Source organism: Pseudomonas sp. BN607 (assembly GCF_029871175.1).
Taxonomy (GTDB): domain Bacteria; phylum Pseudomonadota; class Gammaproteobacteria; order Pseudomonadales; family Pseudomonadaceae; genus Aquipseudomonas.
In genome coordinates this window covers 115,613-133,654 of record NZ_SSOE01000060.1, presented here as the reverse complement: position 1 = coordinate 133,654, position 18,042 = coordinate 115,613, and the positions used below count along the sequence as shown (strand labels likewise).

22 protein-coding genes are annotated in these 18,042 nt (G+C 60.1%); 8 read left to right on the top strand and 14 right to left on the bottom strand.

The annotated features are described in order from the left end of the window. Positions 1 to 46 precede the first annotated feature (46 nt). Positions 47 to 475, top strand: a complete 429-nt coding sequence (locus E8E68_RS17345; protein ID WP_266029548.1) for a S24 family peptidase — start codon at positions 47 to 49, stop codon at positions 473 to 475. Beyond that, a complete protein-coding gene (locus E8E68_RS17340; protein WP_280343123.1) occupies positions 465 to 1,739 on the top strand; it encodes a Y-family DNA polymerase in 1,275 nt (424 codons plus the stop codon). Before E8E68_RS17345 ends, E8E68_RS17340 begins: the two co-directional genes overlap by 11 nt. A gap of 247 nt (positions 1,740 to 1,986) precedes the next feature. Here the strand turns inward: E8E68_RS17340 and E8E68_RS17335 are convergent, their stop codons facing one another. The 6 genes from E8E68_RS17335 to E8E68_RS17310 form a co-directional block, all read right to left on the bottom strand. Continuing rightward, positions 1,987 to 2,547 (bottom strand): hypothetical protein, encoded by a 561-nt coding sequence (locus tag E8E68_RS17335; RefSeq protein ID WP_266029551.1) that lies wholly within the window; start codon positions 2,545 to 2,547, stop codon positions 1,987 to 1,989. Positions 2,548 to 2,594: 47 nt separating this feature from the next. Beyond that, on the bottom strand, positions 2,595 to 3,143 hold the full coding sequence (locus E8E68_RS17330) for a PqiC family protein (protein ID WP_280343120.1): 549 nt from the start codon (positions 3,141 to 3,143) through the stop codon (positions 2,595 to 2,597). Between the two features lie 16 nt (positions 3,144 to 3,159). Then, the gene (locus E8E68_RS17325) at positions 3,160 to 4,815 is read right to left on the bottom strand and encodes an MlaD family protein (protein WP_266029553.1); all 1,656 of its coding nucleotides are present in this window, start codon (positions 4,813 to 4,815) and stop codon (positions 3,160 to 3,162) included. Beyond that, positions 4,796 to 5,440, bottom strand: a complete 645-nt coding sequence (locus tag E8E68_RS17320; RefSeq protein ID WP_110742918.1) for a paraquat-inducible protein A — start codon at positions 5,438 to 5,440, stop codon at positions 4,796 to 4,798. Before E8E68_RS17320 ends, E8E68_RS17325 begins: the two co-directional genes overlap by 20 nt. After that, positions 5,437 to 6,033: a paraquat-inducible protein A gene (locus E8E68_RS17315; protein ID WP_266029554.1), complete on the bottom strand. Its 597-nt coding sequence runs from the start codon at positions 6,031 to 6,033 to the stop codon at positions 5,437 to 5,439. Before E8E68_RS17315 ends, E8E68_RS17320 begins: the two co-directional genes overlap by 4 nt. 205 nt (positions 6,034 to 6,238) lie before the next feature. After that, positions 6,239 to 7,876, bottom strand: coding sequence for a mechanosensitive ion channel family protein (locus tag E8E68_RS17310; protein WP_266029555.1), 1,638 nt, complete (start codon positions 7,874 to 7,876; stop codon positions 6,239 to 6,241). Between the two features lie 425 nt (positions 7,877 to 8,301). Between E8E68_RS17310 and E8E68_RS17305 the strand changes: the two genes are divergently transcribed. After that, entirely contained in the window at positions 8,302 to 9,813 is a 1,512-nt protein-coding gene (locus E8E68_RS17305; RefSeq protein ID WP_280343353.1) for a sensor domain-containing diguanylate cyclase, read from the top strand. Between the two features lie 309 nt (positions 9,814 to 10,122). Here E8E68_RS17305 and E8E68_RS17300 read toward each other — a convergent pair whose 3' ends face one another. After that, positions 10,123 to 10,680 (bottom strand): GNAT family N-acetyltransferase, encoded by a 558-nt coding sequence (locus tag E8E68_RS17300; protein ID WP_280343116.1) that lies wholly within the window; start codon positions 10,678 to 10,680, stop codon positions 10,123 to 10,125. A gap of 453 nt (positions 10,681 to 11,133) precedes the next feature. Between E8E68_RS17300 and E8E68_RS17295 the strand changes: the two genes are divergently transcribed. After that, positions 11,134 to 11,502: a hypothetical protein gene (locus tag E8E68_RS17295; RefSeq protein WP_266029557.1), complete on the top strand. Its 369-nt coding sequence runs from the start codon at positions 11,134 to 11,136 to the stop codon at positions 11,500 to 11,502. A 177-nt stretch (positions 11,503 to 11,679) separates the two neighbouring features. Continuing rightward, positions 11,680 to 11,988: a hypothetical protein gene (locus E8E68_RS17290; protein ID WP_266029656.1), complete on the top strand. Its 309-nt coding sequence runs from the start codon at positions 11,680 to 11,682 to the stop codon at positions 11,986 to 11,988. Positions 11,989 to 12,054: 66 nt separating this feature from the next. Here E8E68_RS17290 and E8E68_RS17285 read toward each other — a convergent pair whose 3' ends face one another. The 3 genes from E8E68_RS17285 to E8E68_RS17275 form a co-directional block, all read right to left on the bottom strand. Further along, entirely contained in the window at positions 12,055 to 12,270 is a 216-nt protein-coding gene (locus E8E68_RS17285; RefSeq protein WP_266029558.1) for a hypothetical protein, read from the bottom strand. Positions 12,271 to 12,428: 158 nt separating this feature from the next. Beyond that, on the bottom strand, positions 12,429 to 12,641 hold the full coding sequence (locus E8E68_RS17280; protein ID WP_266029559.1) for a hypothetical protein: 213 nt from the start codon (positions 12,639 to 12,641) through the stop codon (positions 12,429 to 12,431). A gap of 97 nt (positions 12,642 to 12,738) precedes the next feature. Next, positions 12,739 to 13,053 carry a hypothetical protein gene (locus E8E68_RS17275; protein ID WP_266029560.1) on the bottom strand — a complete coding sequence of 105 codons (315 nt, stop codon included), beginning with the start codon at positions 13,051 to 13,053 and terminating at the stop codon, positions 12,739 to 12,741. Between the two features lie 248 nt (positions 13,054 to 13,301). On the opposite strand from E8E68_RS17275, the gene E8E68_RS17270 reads away from it, so the two are divergent. After that, the gene (locus E8E68_RS17270; protein ID WP_266029561.1) at positions 13,302 to 13,661 is read left to right on the top strand and encodes a hypothetical protein; all 360 of its coding nucleotides are present in this window, start codon (positions 13,302 to 13,304) and stop codon (positions 13,659 to 13,661) included. Between the two features lie 51 nt (positions 13,662 to 13,712). Here E8E68_RS17270 and E8E68_RS17265 read toward each other — a convergent pair whose 3' ends face one another. Continuing rightward, entirely contained in the window at positions 13,713 to 14,948 is a 1,236-nt protein-coding gene (locus tag E8E68_RS17265) for an NADH:flavin oxidoreductase/NADH oxidase family protein (protein ID WP_266029562.1), read from the bottom strand. 131 nt (positions 14,949 to 15,079) lie between these two features. Continuing rightward, entirely contained in the window at positions 15,080 to 15,280 is a 201-nt protein-coding gene (locus E8E68_RS17260) for a hypothetical protein (RefSeq protein ID WP_266029563.1), read from the bottom strand. Between the two features lie 336 nt (positions 15,281 to 15,616). Between E8E68_RS17260 and E8E68_RS17255 the strand changes: the two genes are divergently transcribed. Continuing rightward, entirely contained in the window at positions 15,617 to 16,417 is an 801-nt protein-coding gene (locus tag E8E68_RS17255) for a lipopolysaccharide biosynthesis protein (protein ID WP_266029657.1), read from the top strand. A 71-nt stretch (positions 16,418 to 16,488) separates the two neighbouring features. Continuing rightward, a complete protein-coding gene (locus E8E68_RS17250) occupies positions 16,489 to 16,989 on the top strand; it encodes a methylated-DNA--[protein]-cysteine S-methyltransferase (protein WP_266029564.1) in 501 nt (166 codons plus the stop codon). A 4-nt stretch (positions 16,990 to 16,993) separates the two neighbouring features. Here E8E68_RS17250 and E8E68_RS17245 read toward each other — a convergent pair whose 3' ends face one another. Together E8E68_RS17245 and E8E68_RS17240 are read right to left on the bottom strand one after the other, a co-directional pair. Further along, positions 16,994 to 17,236 (bottom strand): hypothetical protein, encoded by a 243-nt coding sequence (locus E8E68_RS17245; protein ID WP_266029565.1) that lies wholly within the window; start codon positions 17,234 to 17,236, stop codon positions 16,994 to 16,996. After that, positions 17,233 to 17,976, bottom strand: coding sequence for a carbon-nitrogen hydrolase family protein (locus tag E8E68_RS17240; protein WP_280343108.1), 744 nt, complete (start codon positions 17,974 to 17,976; stop codon positions 17,233 to 17,235). The genes E8E68_RS17245 and E8E68_RS17240 overlap by 4 nt, the downstream gene beginning before the upstream one ends. Between the last annotated feature and the right edge of the window lie 66 nt (positions 17,977 to 18,042).

Here is an 18,042-nt window from a genome sequence, read left to right as displayed (position 1 = left end):
GCCAGATTTACTGTATATGCATACAGTTTGCACTGGACCTTCCGTCATGACCATCACATTCCTGGGTACGCCAACTGGCTTCACAGAACCGCTACCGCTCTATGCGTTCCACGTCCCGGCCGGCTTTCCATCACCGGCTGCAGACCACCTGGAAGGCCATATTTCCCTCGATGAGCTATTCGACCTCCGGGCACCCCATGTGTATCTGGTGAAAGTGGAGGGCGACAGCATGCAGGGGGCAGGGATCTATTCGGGTGATATCGTCATCGTAGACCGAGGCCGCGAGGCCGAGCACGGCGATGTGGTGATTGCTGCCGTCAACACCGAGCCGGTCTGCAAGCGGCTTCACCGTCGCGATGGCGTGGTGATCCTGCAATCGGAGAATTCCGCCTACCCACCACGGTACATCATGGAGGGCGACGAGCTCGTCATTTGGGGCGTTGTGCGTTACAGCGTTCGCGACCATGCGCAGTGACCCGGTTTTCGCGCTGATCGACTGCAACTCGTTCTATGCGAGCTGCGAGCGGGTGTTCCGGCCGGACCTGGCCAAGACCCCGATTGTCGTGTTGAGCAACAACGACGGCTGCGTGATCGCCAGGTCGTACGATGCTAAGCCATACGTGAAGATGGGCGAACCGTATTTTCAGGCAAAGGACAAGCTGCGCCGACACGGCATCATGGCCTTCAGCAGTAATTACGCGTTGTACGGCGACATGAGCGAGCGTGTCATGACGCTGATCGAGTCGATGGTGCCAGCCACAGAGGTCTACAGCATCGACGAATGTTTCGCCGATCTCTCCGGCGTCCAGGGCAACCTGACCCACTTCGGGCGCAAGCTGCGTGCCAGGGTCTTGCAGTGCACCGGTATACCGGTAGGGGTTGGAATCGCCCGCACAAAGACCCTCGCCAAACTGGCCAACCATATGGCCAAGCGCCTGCAAGCCCAGACTGGCGGGGTGGTCGACATTACCGAACCGTTCAAGCGCGACTGGGTGCTGCGCAACACCGAGGTGAAGGAGGTGTGGGGCGTTGGCCGGCGCATGACCGCCCACCTCGAGGCGATGGGCATCCATACGGCGATGGATCTGGCCAAGGCTGATGCCTGGACGCTGCGGCAGAAATTCAGTGTGGTGGTGGAGAAGACGGCTCGCGAACTGGCCGGCACGCCCTGCCTGGAGCTGGACGAGGTCGAACCGCCAAAGCAGGAGATCTGCTGCAGCCGCATGTTCGGCAAGCGCCTGACCGAGCTGGCGCCTATCAGGCAGGCCGTGGCCACGTACGTTGGCCGCGCGGCGGAAAAGCTTCGGGCCCAGGGATCGGTTTGCAAGCGCATGCGCGTCAGCATTCGTACCGGCATGTTCAACCCGGATGAGGCCCACCATGCCCAGGGCGCGTTGGTAGAGCTGCCATACCCTACCTGCGACACGCTGTTGATGACCCGGTTGGCCACCGATGCGGTTGGCCGGATTTTCAGGCCTGGGTTCCGGTACAGCAAGGCGGAGGTGTTGCTGATGGACTTGCGGCAACCGGGTGAATTTTCAGAGGACCTGTTTGCGCTCAAGCAGTCGGTGGCCTGTGGTCGACTGATGCAGGTGATGGATGACATCAACGGGCGCTGGGGGAGGGGGACAATGCGCGCCGCCAGCGTGCCGGCAGCCCCGGACTGGGGGATGAGGAGGGAGATGATGAGCCAATCCTATACGACGCGTATCGATCATTTGTGGACGGTCAAATGTTGAGCTTGCCATCGGCCTGGCTGGCCGAACTCAATGATCAGCCCAGACAAGGTCTCTGTGGGAGCGGGCTCGCCCCGCGAACACGGGCATAGCCCGTGCCAGACATCTCTATTTTTTGGGCCGGCCTCTTCGCGGGACAAACCCGCTCCCACAATGGTCACTGCTGCCCTCACAGGCGACGTACCTCTGCCGCCAAACCCTTGAAAATGTTGAACCTGCCATCGGCCTGGCTGGCTCAATGCAGGTCTGCCTATGAGTTCAATGACACAGCGATATCGAATACCGACAACAGTAGATAGGCCAGTGTAAGAGGCGCATAGAGCCGGCGAGACTTTGCAAAGAATGCTGCCAGGGGCACTGTAATCATGACCAGATCCAATACTGCCCATAGCTGAAAGGGTGAGGCATTGAAGAGCAAGACATTGATCACGCTACCTAATCCGAGGTACATACAAGTCGCCAATAAAGCGTACCGCCCATCCTGCTCAAAGTAGACCTTGAGGCCGTTCAGTTCGTCCTCGCTGCGACTTGGAAGGATCAACGCCGCAGCGCTGAATAGCGCAAGGGTCAGACTGACCAGAAGCAGGAACTCGCCGAATGAAAATTCCTTCTTGATGGTGGAGAGGTCATTGAGGGCCCACCAGAATTGCAGCTGAAACAGAAACAGCGTGAAAGCCCACACAAGCGCTACCCAGTCTGGCCGGGCCGTGCGGCGGATCCGAAAAACGGTGATGAGGCCCAACAGAATCCTGGTTATGGACAAACCCAGCACCATCGAAAGCACAGTCACCAGAACGGTGAAGTTGGCCACGAAAGCCTCCTCGAATGTACGCTAGCGTTCGTAAAACAACGCAAAGTTCACTGGGCTGAAGGACAGCTGCTTTGGTCGCCGCTGGCCGCCCGGCTGATCAAGCTGGCGAGGCGTTTGACATTGTGCTGTTGTGCGCTCACCACGTCATCGATGGAAGGGCCGGCGGGCGTCTGCAGGGTGCTACGGCAGGTAAGCAGCTCACTGGCATCCGCCGCGCGCAGGCGCCACTTGACGTCGATCAGGCCGTACTGGCCGGGGATCGAATCAAAACGCTGCACCTCCAGCCGTACGGAGGCTTTGCGACGCCCGCCGGCATGGCTCAGTTGGTCGGTCAGGGCACTGCGTAGCTCATCGGCCAGGCTGGCGCCCCACCATTGGGTTTCGAGGATTGCCAGGCCGCTGTTGCCCTGGCGGATGACCATTTGCGGCCGGTCCACTTGCGGCGGAACACTCAAGCCCTCGATGACAACATCCGCACCACCTTGGGCGTTGCCCGGTTGCGCGGGCGTCAGGGTGTGAAACTGGATCGGATCGCTGCGGCAGGCGGCCAGCAGCGTACACGCCAACAGCAGGGTGATCTTGAAGGGTAAGGCCATGGCTCAGCTCCTTTGCTCAATTGCGCGGCGGCCCTTGTAGATCCATCGGCGCAGCGTTGTTGGGGCGCCCGCGGATCAGCGATTCGGGGTTGCGTCCCAGGTAATCCGAAAGCTCCCGCAGTGAGCGCGACATGCGCCCGAGCTCGTCGAGGGTTTCGGTCAGCTTTTCCCGTTGAGGAGAGTCTTCGGCCAGGGTCGAGTTTGCCGATTGCAGGGTCTTGCTGACATCCGCCAGCGTGTTCTGCACGCCAGGCAGGGTTTTCGAATTGAACTGAGCCAGGCTTTTGCGCAACTCCACCAGGTTGCCGTCCAGGTTGCTTGCGATGCGCTCCACCGGCAGTTTGTTTATCTTGTCGACCATTGCCTGCAGTTGCTCCTGCAACTGTTCGAGGCTGCCGGGGACGGTCGGGATCGCGATCGGCCTGGCGCTGGTATCGAAGGAGGCTTTGGGCGCTTTGGGGAAGAAGTCCAGGGCGATGTAAAGCTGCCCGGTCAAGAGGTTGCCGCTGCGGGCTTGGGCGCGCAGGCCGTTAGCGACGAAGGTGCTGAAAATCTGTGCAGTGGCTGCTATATCCTCAGGATCATGGTGAAGCGCTTTGAGCAGCTTCTGGTGTGCCCGACCAAGGCGTTGGGGGTAGACCACAATACCAACGTTGAGCGGGAAGCTGCGTTTTGCCTCATCGAAATCCAGATCGACCGACACAACCTTGCCGATTTCCACGCCCAGAAACTCGACCGGTGCGTCCACCTTGAGGCCTCTTAGCGCCTGGTCGAAACGCAGGGCCAGGTAATGCGCCTTGCCGTTTGGTGGGGCCAGGGCTGTTTGCTGATCAGCGAACAGGTCGAAAGCTCTGTCTTCGGCTGCCGCGGTATCGTTGGGGCTGTACTCCGGCGCGCGGAAGGCGATTCCCCCCACCAGCAACGTGGACAGCGATTCGGTCTTCACCGCGAAACCATTGGCGTCGACGTTCACATCAATGCCGCTGGCATTCCAGAAGCGGGTATTTTCGGTAACGTAGGCATCGTTCGGGGCATGGATGAATACCTCGATGCTGACGCCTTTGCCGTCGGCATCCAACGCGTAGGCTACGACCTGCCCAACGGGGATCTTGCGGTAGTAGACAGGGGAGCCGATGTCCAGTGACCCCAAGTCCTGGGTGTGCAGTGTGAAGCGTTTGCCTGGCTCACCGTAGGTAATCGGCGGTGGGTTTTCCAGGCCTTTGAATTGCCTGACACGGTTGTTGGACTGGCCGATGTCGGCGCCGATATAGTCACCGGAAAGCAGCGTGTCGATGCCGGATACGCCCCCGGCGCCGATGCGTGGCCGCACGACCCAGAATTTTGAATCTTCCCGGGTGAATCCTTCGGCCTGCTTGGCCAGCTTGACTGTGGCATTGACGCTCCTCTGGTCGGCGCTGAGCTCGACTTCGGATACGTGGCCGATGACCACACTGCGATACTTGACTTCGGTTTTATTGGCGGTAAGGCCATCCCCTGTCTTGAAGGAAAGGATAATGGTCGGGCCTTCCTGCATCTTGCTGTGGATGACCAATGAAAGGCCCACGAGCACGGCGACGATGGGGACGATCCACACCAGCGATACGCTGAACCTGCGAGTCTTGACCGGGGCATGCCCCGGATCTTGCGGTCCTTCATTGATGGATGGTTTCATCCATGGGCTCCTCGGAGGCTGGGCTTTCCCAGATCAGACGCGGGTCGAAACTCATTGCTGAAAGCATGGTGAAGACCACCACCAGGCCGAAGAACAAAATGCCGGGTCGCGGCTCGATGTCACCCAGGGCCTGGAATTTCACCAGTGCGGCCACCAGGGCAACCACCAGCACGTCCAGCATCGACCAGTACCCGATCAGCTCGACAAAGCGGTACAGCTTAGAACGCTCTTTACGCGCCCATTGGCTGCCACGTTGCACGGTGATCAGCAGCATCGAAAGAGCAACGAACTTGATGCCGGGTACTGCGATGCTGGCAATGAAGATAATCAGCGCGATGTCCCACGCGCCATGCTCCCAGAACTCCAGCACGCCGCTCATGATGGTGCTGTCGGCCCCATCACCCAACATCGTTGTGTTCATCACCGGCAACAGGTTGGCCGGCACATAGAACGCCAGGGCGGCAAGCATGTATGCCCAGGTGCGCGTCAGGGAGTTGGTCTTGCGCCGGTGCAAGGGGGCATCACACCGTGGGCAGTGGTGCGGCTCGTCAGTCATGTCGCAAGCCAGGCCACAGCTGTGGCACAGGCACAGGTGGAGCTGGCTGGCCGTTGGTGGCGGATTCATAGGATGTCCCATAACTCGCGGATGTCGCGCCCGGCGATGCGGATCATCAGCAGGCTGAGCACGGCCAATGCGAAAAGGCCGATGCCGGGCAAAACGTCGAGCATGCCGGCTAATTTGAATACCGCTACCATTGCGCCAAGCAGGCACACCTCGAGCATGCTCCACGGCCGCAATGTTTCCAGCCAGCGCATCGCCGGTTTGAAGCCAGGTGCGCGACGGGAGGCCAGAGCGAAGCTCAGTACCCATACCAGCAGCACCAGCTGGAACCCCGGGGCGATGATGATCGATATGGCTGCGACCATGGCCATGAAGGTGATCGGCCCTTGGCTCAGGGCAACCACCGAATCCCATAGTGTCGCGCTGTTCTTGAGGCCTTTGAGGCTGATGCTCATCACCGGATAGAAATTCGCGAACAGCCACAATATTGCCGCGGTGAACGTGAGCGCCAGGCGCTGCTGCACGGTCAAACCGTTGTAGCGCTCCAATACCCCACCACACCTGACACAGATAGTTTTCTGGTGCTTGCCGAGCGTGGATTTTTTATACACGCAATCGCAGTGCTCGCAGATAATCAACGCGTCCGTTGTCGGCATGGGCTCGCTCAATGAAATGCACTGATTCAGGGTCTAGGTGAATATAGAAGCGCTGGGGCATTCGGCAACTAATTCAGATTTTTTCAGCCGCCGACAGCAATGCGCCGGTCATCGGCTTTACCCTGTGCTATGCCATCTCGAATGTGCTGCTGGCGGTCTGTGGGCCGGTGATCATTGCGCTGACCACCCCCTGAGCAAACAGTCCTCAAGTGGTGTTTTCAGGCTTGGATGGGGCGGCATGCCACTGCTCCTTGGGTACCCATTTGGGTTGCTCCGGATCGCCGAGGTAGTGGGGCGACATGATCTGCACGCCAAACTCGTTGAACACATCCTGGATATTGGCGTGCAGCAGGCTCAGCAGCAACGCGCGTGGTCTGGGTTCTGAAGGGATGGCTTGGGCCACCAAGCGATATTCTGGGTAAAAGTCCGAAAGTGCCGTCTGGAATACCTGGGGTTGGGGCTCCTGCAACACGCCCTCGGTGCGCCGCGCCGCTTCCAGCAGCATCGCTTCGACCTGGCGCCAAGGCGTGTCATAGCCGATGGTCACAACGGTATCGACCACATAGCCTGGCCCTTGCACGATGCGTGAATAGTTCTTCGTGACCGAGCCGGTAATCATGGAGTTGGGAAGTGTCAGGACTTCGCCAAGCCCGGTGCGAATCGTCGTGGTGAACATGCCCACCTCGGTCACTGTGCCCTCGTAGTCGGCTACGCGCACAAATTCACCGACGCGCAGCGTGCGGGTGTAGGTGAGGATCAACCCCGCAGCGCCTTGGCCTATGACGCTGGTTGCACCCAGCGAAATCATCAGACCGAGCAACACTGACAGCCCCTTGAAAGCATCGGTACCTGACCCGGGCAGGTAGGGGTAGGCCATCACCAGCGCGAATAGCCAGATCGCCAGCGAAGTCAGGCGCATGGTCGGTTGCAAGGTTTCGGTGGTCAGCCACTTCAACGTGCCCGGGCGTGCCATGCGCCGTAGCACGCGCTTGGAGAAAGCGCTGATGCCACGGGCGATGAAGAAGATCGACAGTGCAACCGCCAGGCCGGGCAGGGCACGCAGAATGCCGCTGATCAGGTAGTCGAGCAGATCCATCAGGTGGATATTGAGGCTTTCACCCCAAGACCGGGTATAGGGGAACTGAGAGAGTACGAAGCCGAGCCACTGGTAGCACAGCAACAACAGTACCAACCAGTACAGCAGCCACAGCGAGCGGTCGATCAGGTAGTAGAGGTTTTGCAGGTCGAACAGTGGCGTGTGGCCGACCTTGAAACGCTCGGAATGTTTGCCCATCAATGCAGGTAACAGCCCCAGGAGCTTGCGTCGACAGTAGCCTGCGGCCTTGGCCAGAATGAAAAAGATCAAAGTGGCTGCAGCGCTGTAGCCTATCGCGGTGAGCAAAAAGCGCAGGCTACGCGCCTGACGGGTTTCCTCCACAACCAAACGCAGATTCTCGGCCGCCTGCTCGGCTGCCTCGCCCGCTGTGATGCTATCGGCCGCAGCATCCAGTGGCGTCACAATGAAGGCACGCCGCCCGCCCAGCAGCACCAGGTAGCTGTGCAGAATAGGGTCGAGGCGGACCTCCAGGTCATTGGTTTCCTGGAGCGTGTCCTCGATGACCTTCTTGGCGCGCTGGGCACGCACCGCAGGTGTTTCGCCCAGCAGGGACGCACGAAACACCAACACCGTGCGGTTCATGACGGTCAGGGGGGCGGGCTCGGCAACGACACCCTCTATCTCGGGTACGGCCCCAGGTGTGTCCGCATGAAGCAGAGGGGAAAACAGCACGTGGATAAGCAGCGTCAGCCAAGCAACCCGTCCGAACCTGCGCTGCCTGCTCATTTATCAGCCCCTGTGCCTGCGAGTGAGTTGCTTCCAGCATAGTCGGCTTCAGGCAGCATTCAGTTGCCGGCATCAAGTCTTTGTGCACCTTTGATCTAGCCTCAATGATCGTGTTCCACGACGTCAGCCGAGGCACCGGTTTCGTCAGCCATGGCCCGGTATGATCGAGCGGCGCACAGTTGCGGGTAATGCGGGATTGGCTATGGTTAGCCCAGGCCAGCGGGCCTGCTGGGGAGGCAGTCAAGGAGAGAGCATGAAGCTGTCAACGATAGTAGCGGCGCGATGGCTTGAGGGGAGGGCGCGCAGCCGTGATTAACCAGCCTGGCGAACAGCAACCACCACCCGACACACAATTGGGCGGACCCTGCAGCTTGACGAAGGTACTCGACTTGCGGCTGCTGATTCTTGGCCTGGTGCTGGTGGCCATGCTGGCGACCTTGGTCAACGGCCTGGTCACCGCCTATCGGGTGCAGCGTGAAGCACTGATCGAACACGCCTTGCTATCGAACAGCGCGTATGCAGCCAAGCTCGCATCGAGCATCGAGGAATTCATCCGTGGGGCGCAGAGCCATTTGCAATTCAGTGCCGAACGACTGGGCAGCCACTGGGGCAGCGCTGAAATCATGCATGCCGAGACGCTGCGACTGCAGCAACAGGACGCTGATTTCAACGCTATCATCATCGTCGACGCCACCTCCAAAGTCTTGGATGTGTTCCCTGACACCCTACAGATGAATGGCTCGACATTGGGCTCTGAGGCGGTCAATCAGGCACTTGCAGCGCGCCAACCCTACGTCAGCTCTGCCTATATGTCGGCTGCTGGCAACAGGGTGGTATTCGTTGCCGTACCGGTCTTCGACGCTGCCCACCGCTTTGTCGGCATTGTGGGTGGCTCCATTTATCTGCAGCAGGAAAGTGCACTGCATACGTTGATCAGCCAGCACTTTTACCATGAGGGCACTTTTGCGTTCGTTGCCGACCGGGATCGGCAATTGCTCTATCACCCAGACAGTGCGCGGATTGGCGAAAAGCTTGGCTACAGCAAGACAGTCGACGCCGCGTTACTGGGCCGTAGCGGCTCCATGGCGGTGCGCAACTACAAAGGCATCCCGATGCTGGCGGGATATGCCCAGGTATCGGGCGCGGGTTGGGCAGTGGTTGCCCAGCAGCCGCAGGACGTAAGTCTGGCACCACTGAGTACGTTGATGCGCGACATGGTAATGGGCATGGTCCCGGCTGCGATCATCGGCATCGTCTTGATTGGTGCCGGTGCCCTGATGATCTCACGGCCCTTGCGTGAGCTTTCCAGGATTGCCGGCCAGCTGGCCGCCCCGCAAACCACCGAGGACCTGCGTCGGGTCAATGCTTGGTACCGTGAAGCAGCGGCCATTCGCCAGGCCATGCTGGCAGGGGTGCAGTTGCTGCAGGCGAAGATGGGCCGGCTCAACCGCCAGGCCCTTACCGACCCGCTCACCGGATTGGCCAACCGCAGGGCAATGGACGATGAGTTGCAAGGCTTGCAAACGGCCGGGCGAAACTACTCGGTGTTGTCGGTAGACATCGACCACTTCAAGCGGGTCAATGACACTTTTGGCCACGACAAAGGCGACTTGGCAATCAGGCAGGTCGCACAGACGCTTATGGAGCATTGCCGGGCCGCTGATCTGGCGTGCAGGGCCGGTGGCGAGGAGTTTCTGCTGATACTGCCCGACGCAGGCACGGATGTCGCGAACCTGATTGCAGAACGGGTTCGTGAGGCTGTCGCGAACAGCGAGATCCCGATCGTGGGCCGCATCACCGTATCGATTGGAGTGGCAAGTTGCGACGATGCCACCATGGCGTGCGAGACAGTTCTCAAACGTGCGGATGAATGCCTTTACCGGGCTAAAGAAACGGGGCGAAACCGAGTGGAATGCTTCGTGGGGGTGACGACCTGACAGGCACAGATGACCCAATGCGGGTGAATTGTTTATTACCCGGATGAGGTACCGCTATGGGTCGCTAGCCTCCGGACGCGGACGTCAGCTTTCGACCCCAAGTTGCCAGTGAGGGAGAGGTGATAATTGTGGGAGCGGGCTTGTCCCGCGAAGAGGCCGGCCCCAAAAATAGAGATGTCTGGCACGGGCTATGCCCGTGTTCGCGGGGCGAGCCCGCTCCCACAGAGACGTTGTCTGGCCTGCGAATCACAGGGCGAGCCAACCAGCATTTCAGAAACCCATAGCTGCCGATACCCGAACCGAAGAGAACTAATGGCTGACTATCGACCGGCCAAGCCACTCACCGCGTGTCATTTCCCAAATTTCGACGCGCATCAGCCCACAGACAAATTCACCTTCTCGTACGCTCACCAAGCGCATACCCTCAGACGCTGAGACCTTGCGGGACGCGTGGTTGGCGACCGCTTTAGGCACCTGCATGACCGGGCGCGACAATGTCTCGAACCAATACGCGTTGATGATCCTGCATGCTTCACGCATGTAGCCTTTTCCCCACCACTGCGGGGCAAGCCAGAAGCCTCTGTTGTTACCAGGCTGCTCAAACAAACTGATGCTGCCAATGGTGCGCTCGGCATTGGTACGCAGGCGGATCATCCAATGCCATTCACGGCCCGCTGCCATGGCCGGCAGGGCGACATCGCGGACATAAGCAAGAGCTCCATCTTCTGGATACGGCCAGGGGACCCGGCGATCCAGATAACGGACTACCTCCCATTGGGGAAACAACGCCTGGATGATGGGTGCATCCTGCAATCGGAGTGGCGTGAGAACAAGACGATCGGTGAACAGCGTCGGAAGGCAATCCATGGCATTTGTTCCTGGGCATCCTTGTGGGTGGCTTTAGAGGGTCTGCGATGGATTCGTCTGTGTCGAGCGTTCTCTTAAGTAGCGATTTTGGCAGCGCTGGAACGGTTATTGCTGCGACCCTGGGAAATAGACCGAGCGGAGTACGCAGCAATGACCCAGGATGACCGCTATTACATGATCTTCAGCGTGGTTGCCGTACTGGCACTGGATTTGGCAGCTACCTTTGTGTTTCTCAATTTCATCGGCTAACCCCGGTTATGGGGAAAGCCCCGCGGCATCGGGGGCACTGGCACTGTCAGTTCTGCGCCACAAACATGACGCGAAACCTATATAGCCAACCGAGCTAATGGGCGGTTGTGATTGGGCAGTAATATAGGCCTACGAAAACTCAAAAAGGGCAGGTTATGTGGCAATCCTTTGCCGGACTTCGAGGGGGCGTAAGGAGTGTGTCGCGTGAAGAGCTCAAGATCGCTTGCAGGTGCAATACTGGTGTCGGGGTTCGTCATGTTGTTCATGGCGGGCTGCGCGCATGATCCTGATGTGCGTGGCAGCCATGACAACACCTCTGGCACTACCGCGAAAAGCCCACCCGCGTACCTGGGGTGTGTAAAAAGCGAACTTCCAGGCCATGTGAAAACTTACGAAGTCGAGGGTGAAAACTCGGTCAGGCTGTTCATCGAGAGTACCGACCCTGACCAGGCTGACGGGCTTGTCGAATTACGCAGCACGGGTACCCGCCAACAGTTCTCGGCCTATCAGCGTGATGCGTGGTATGACCATGGCAGGTTGCTGGATGCCGCACTGATGTGCTCAAAAGCATGAGGGGCCAGCCTTGAAGCACAAGAAGCCCGCCGTCGAGAGCGGGCTTTTTGTAGGCAGTTGAGTGACGGCTAATTGTTCGCCACGGCACTGGGGTTTTGCATTTGCCGGCTTCGCCCGCAATAATCCGCTCATTTGGATGGAGAACAGCGGGTGGAAGCAAGAAGCGTTGTTGCCGAAATGTTCATCGGGATGCCGACGCATTTCTGGGTGCTGCCGGTTGCTGGCCTGGTCGCCTTCTATGGCCTGAAGTTGTCCGCAAGGTTCCGCAGCCGCGCCACCTTGCTGCAAGCCTCTACGTACCTGTTGCTGGTGGCGCTGGCTGTGTTGCCCAACGGCTTGTATGCCTTGTTTCCGCCAGCGCCCGAACCTGACGTGCTGTTGAATCACGCACCGTTGCCCAACTATGCAGGGCGCTTTTACCTGGATGCGTTCTATGTATTCAGCGGCTGGGCGCTGAGCAAGGTCGTGAAGCTCAAGTTCAGTTAAGGCAAGGCATCTGCCCGCGTATGGGGGATGCGCCCCCCATACCGGGTAGATCAGCGCTGTCGGGGATCAAACTCCCTCGATGTCATCGATGCGTGCGGCGACGGTGCGCAACTCGTCCGCAACCCCATCGATTGACTTGATGTGCGCCGTGACGTCGATTTGACTTTGTGAACTTCCGCGGGCCTCCATGAATTTGGCGTGGCCGCTCATGGCCTGGCTGAGCTGTTCCAGGTGGTCAGCAGTCTTCACCAGGTCCGACTTGATGCTGTGAAGCGTTTCCATGGTGCTAAAGGCCTTCCTTGATAGTTGCTTCAACGAGCCTGTGAGCATCGCCTCAGGGCAGGTGCGGGCGCAACTATTTTGTACAAACCTTCAGCATTGAATAACCCGCAGCGAAGTCATTGGCGATGCCCCCTATCGGCGGGGCTCGGCCCCAGCATTCAAGGGCGCGGGTCAGGGGAAAGGTCATTGTCCAGCACAGCGGTAACAGAGCTGCTGCCATCAATCGCCAGCAATCCAACGCTTGGCTTCGCTTGTGTTTTCACTTCGGCTACGGGGATGTTGTCCAGCCCTCTGAACACAGTGACGTCACCCACCGTTGCGAGACTGTCGTTGTTATAAAAAAAACGCGTCATCTTGGGTTCAGTATTCATGCGCGGGGTCCTGGGCAGGTCAGTGGAGCTACCACTTTCCCAGGCGTTATGGGTCTACGCTACTGGCAGAAATATCAGGTGGCCGTGTCACCCAGGCTCAGGCTTCGTCCAGCAGTCGCTCTGGGCTGAAGAAAAACGAGGCGACCATCACCGCGCTGATGACACCCAAGGCATCGGCAAGGAACAGCCGCAGGGCGTTGGTATCGCCAGGCACCAGGTGCTTGCCCAACGCAAAGTCCACGCCATGCGGGAACCCGGCAATCAGCAGCAACATGGCGGCCAGCAGGACTGAGAGCAGCTTCATGTAGGTGCTGCCGAACGCCAGGCAAAAGGCCCAGAATACGAAGATGCAGCACACGGCAAGGCCGGTGGCGGTTGCATATTGGGCGAGTAGTTCCAGCCACCACAGCATGGGATTCTCCTGGGAAACGAGCGCGCGGGTCGATGAAATCACCAGGCTGGCCAGCCATTGCCTGGAGCTATTGCTAATCAGAAACAGGGCAACTTCATTTCGTTCCCAACGTTGAACCAAATAATGGCTGTTTCAGGGTTGTAGTGAACTCGCCGCGGTGTCGTCAGGTGGTCGTTTTTATGTGAATTGCGCGCAAAGGTTGCAGTAAGACATTGGTGGATTAGAAACTTGGCGCAACCCCCGCTAGAATGCAGCCTATTCTTGACGGCCAATTGCAAATGTCTATTTTTCGTATCTGGATTGCTTCTGCACTCATCACCAGCCTTGCCGGCTGCGCAACCCCAGGCAAACCTACTGCCAGCAAGCTAACCAAAAAGTCACCCCAGCAGTACGCCGCCTGTGTCCTGCCAAAATGGCAGGCGCTGGCCCCCCAAGCCACGCAAAAGTCGATTGCCCACGGCTATCGGCTGACCGCCTCCAGTGCCGTGGCAAGTGACGATGTGCTGGACGTGGTCGACGCTCGCGAGGGTAGCCGCGCGACCTTCTATAAGGGCAGCTTCCTGTCTGGCGACAAACTGCGCCAGGCTGCCAAGGAATGCCTGGACTGAGGCAGGCGGGGGTTGCGTCGCGATCGGGGCGCAGAGCGCCCCGGTTTCTATTCAACCGACTCGGCTTTTCATCCTGTGCCTGTACTGCCTTACCCGCAGCCAGGTGCAGGTCTGCTCTAGCAGCAAGGCCCGCAGGGGCGACGCCTGCGCCTTGGGCCTGTTGCCTGCGGCCAGCCGGCGCATGTGCAGCTTCACCAGGGCCATGTAGGCCAGGGCAGCCAGTGCCTTGCGTTTCCAGCGAATGGGTTGCAGCCCAGCGCTGGCGGTCGTCTCGCCATTGTGCCAGCGCCGGGGCAGGGCAGGCTCGACAGCCAGTGCCGTGGCCATGCCGGCCATGGCCACGCCGCTCGCGAGCACCTGTTCGACCACCGCCAGGCGGCGAATACCGCCGGTGACCATGACCGGCATCCTGGCGATGGCGGCGATTTCCCGGGCAAACTCCAGGAAGTAGGCTTCGCGCGCCAAGGTGCGGCCATCGCGTGCGTCGCCCTGCATGGCCGGTGCTTCGTAGCTGCCGCCTGAGAGCTCCACCAGGTCCACCGGCAACTCATTCAGCCACACCACCACCTGGCGCGCATCCGCCGGTTCGAAGCCACCACGCTGAAAGTCTGCCGAATTCAGCTTCACTGCCACGCCAAAACCGGGTGACACCACCTTGCGGACGGCCCTGACCACTTCCAGCAGTAGTCGTGCGCGGTTTTCCAGGCTGCCACCCCAGCGGTCCTGGCGCTGGTTGCTCAAGGGCGACAGGAACTGGCTCAGCAGGTAGCCGTGCGCGGCATGGATCTGCACACCACTGAAGCCGGCCTGTTCGGCCAGTGCAGCGGTCTGCGCGAAACGCTGGATCACGGCTGAGATCTCGACCTCGTCCAGCGCCCTGGGCAGTGGGAACAACCGGGACAAGCCGCCCATATCGAGGGCAACGGCCGATGGCGCCACGGTGGGCTGGCCAAGGTTGGCCTGCATCTGCCGCCCTGGGTGGTTGATCTGCATCCAGAACTGCGCGCCGTGGGCGCGGCCTATCCGCGCCCATTCGCGAAAACGCTGCAGCGGCTGGCTGGCGTCGAGCACCACCCCGCCAGGGCCAGTCATGGCACTGGGGTCGACCATCACGTTGCCGGTCAGCAACAGCCCGGCACCGCCTTCGGCCCAGGCTTGGTACAGGCGCAACAGTTGGTCGGAAGGGGTCTGGTCCGGGTCGGCCAGGTTCTCTTCCATCGCCGCCTTGGCGATGCGGTTGGGAATGATACTGCCATTGGGCAGGTGCAGCGGCTGGAACGGCGTCATGGCGATCTCCGGAAAAGGGCTGCCACGCAGTGCGTGGGCCAGGTTCCGGAGAAGGCTAAGCTTGAAGTCAACTTCAAGGTCAATAGGTAAATGAACCGTGGCGCCCATCGTGTGGGCGCTCCGACGGTTGATCACCTGTCCCGTCTGTTCATCTGCTCACACTGTACCTGCGCATCCGTCCGACTCGGATAGCTGGGTTTGAGTCGTTCCTTGGCTTGATTGTCGTAGATGTCGAACCCGCCACAGACAGTCGCGGCGTAATACCGGCTGCCGATCCGGAACGACTCCTTTTCGATCGGCACAGCGGGAACGATAACGAATCTTGGTTGCATGTTTCGTGCCTCCCCAGGCAGAGACTTAAGTATTAGTCTCACCCTGGGTAGGCATCAAGCTGGCTCATGAATAATTGACGGCTTCGACAGGCGGGTCAGCTGGATGGCGCTGAAAATAACGGGTTGCCAGCGGCCGTCCGTCGCCTGGCTGGGGGTTGTCGGCCTTCATCACCCACAAATCCCGCCAATCAAGGAATTGGCGGTTGATTAACGTCCAGCCTGGTAAAGTTGGGTAAAAGCGGCCACGGCATATACACGGCACACCACTGCGGTTTGCACTGCCCAGTTCAAGATGCCATGATTGTGGTTTGCACTGTGCTGTTGAAGATGCCATTGATAAACATACTTCCGTCGCAGCCACGTGCTGAACGCGGGGCGTTCTCCAGTTTCGAGGCGTGTCGTAATACTCAGCAGGGCCCCGTGGTCATACTGGCCTCGGGCGCTTCTGCCAAGCATTTCCCATTGCGCGAGTTCGCGCATCTGCCCATCATCGCCATGAATGGCTCGGTCGCCATGACCGCCGAACATGGCATCAAGCCGTTCTTCTATGTGTGCACCGACAAGAGCTTCCGCGAACAACAGCCGGCCCTGTTCGCCACTGCCGTGCGCGACAGCGAACGCCTGGCACTGTGGCCCGAGCAGTATGCGGGTATCGAAGTGCCAGCAGCCACTGAGTGTTACGCGTTGCACAAAGCCGAAACGCCGGGCCTGCTGGACGGTTTGCGCGGCCATGGTGACAGTTGCGTCTGCAACCGCGCGCTGTGGAGCAAACGCAGCCGCTCGATTGCCTTCAGCAAGGACCTTGCCCAGGGTTTCTTCGATGCCCGTACGGTGGCGTATGTGGCCTTGCAACTGGCCTATCACCTGGGCTTCGAAAAAGTGTTGCTGGTGGGGGTAGACCTTGACCAGAGCGCCGGGCGCTTCTATGAAAACAACCAGGGCCAAAGCTCGCCCTGCGGGCTTGACCAGCACTGGGACAGCCGCATCCTGCCTTCGCTGACGCTGATGGCCCGCGAGGTGGTCAACGAGCACTTTCATGTCTACAACCTGTCGGCGACTTCGCGCATTCCCGCCGAGTTGATCCCCAAGGTCAACCTGAGCCAGGCGCGACGCATCGCCGGCTGCGCGATGGGTTGAGCAAGAAAGCGGATGCAGGAAAGACTGTGGATGCGTACAGTGGGTTCATCGCAACCTGCGGGAGCCCGCCGATGTCCAGCGCATTCACCTTCATGCAATCACCGGTCGGTACGCTGACCCTGGTGGCCCGCGGCAATTGCCTGGCTGCCGTACTGTGGCAGGAGGAGCGGGAAAACCGCGTGCGCCTGGGCGCGCTGCACCGTGACGACGGGTGCCCGGTACTGCTGGAAACTGCTCGCCAACTGGGTGAATACTTCGCCGGCAAGCGCCAGCGTTTCGAGTTGCCACTGGACTTTGCCGGCACTGGCTTCCAGCGCCAGGTGTGGGCCGCGCTGCTGGCGATACCCTTTGGCGAAACCCGTAGCTATGGCGACATCGCCCGGCAGATCGGCAACCCCAGCGCGGTACGTGCGGTGGGCGCTGCCAATGGCCGCAACCCGATCTCGATCATCGCACCCTGCCACCGTGTCATCGGCGCGTCGGGCAGCCTGACCGGCTTTGCCGGTGGCCTGGCGGCCAAGCAGTACCTGCTGGCGCTGGAGGGCCGGCAAAGCCTGGCACTGGACCTGTAAGCCGTCAGCCGAACCCGCTGGCGAGCAGGCAGGCCACGATCGCCAGCGCCGAGCCTGCCATCAGGGTGTATTGCCGGTGGGCCCGCCTGGCATGGGCACTGACTTCGCGCAGGTATTCGCCAGGCGTGGGCGCATCGGGCCGGTGGCGCAAGCCATCGGCCACATCGGCCAGTTGCCCCTGAATGATCAAGCCGACCAGGTAGTAGGTACAGGCATAACTGAGCAACGCCAGAATCAGATAGATCATGCCGGGTGCGGGGCCATGGGCAGGGCCACTGCGCTGGCAGCGGTGGTGTCGAGCATGACCAGCCCTTCATTCTGGTCATCCAGGCTGGCCAGCAACCGGCCCTGGCTGTCCCAGGCCGCCGAGCCGCCCGCGCCAATGAACGTGTCGGCCGGCCCCACGCAGTTCGCCATCAGTACCGGCATGCCCAGCTCGCGCGCCACCTCGGGGTAATGCGCATATCCCTCGTGTATGCCCTTGGCGGTTTTTGCCACGCTGACCAGGTACAGGTCGGCGCCGTGTTCATGCGCCGCAGCAGCATGCGCCATGAACATGGATTCGTAGCAAATGGCAGGTGCGATGCAGTGCTGGCCCACGGTCAGCAGCAAGGCTTGGTTACCAGGGGTGAACCAAGGCAACTCATCGTCATGCAGGCGCCGCTTGGTATAGGCCTGACGCGGCGCGCCGGGGCTGAATATCGGCATGCCGATACGTATGCCGTCGAGTGATGGCAGTGGCAGGCCCACCGCAATGGTAATGCCCAGGCGATCACAGGCTGCCTGCAACGGGTCCAGACGTGTGGACGTGATCGGCAACGCGACCTGGCGCGCGATGCCTGGTTCATAACCGGTCAGCGACAATTCGGGGAATACCACCAGTTCGGCCCCCAGTGCTGCTGCCTGCTCGACGCAAGCCAGATGGCGCTGCAGGTTGCCAGGCAAGTCGCCTTTGAGCGACGCCAGTTGTACGGCGCAAAGTTTCATGTGGACCATTCCCTGGTACAGGTTGAAGGGCCGAGCATACTATCGGCACCAACACCTGTTCCAGTG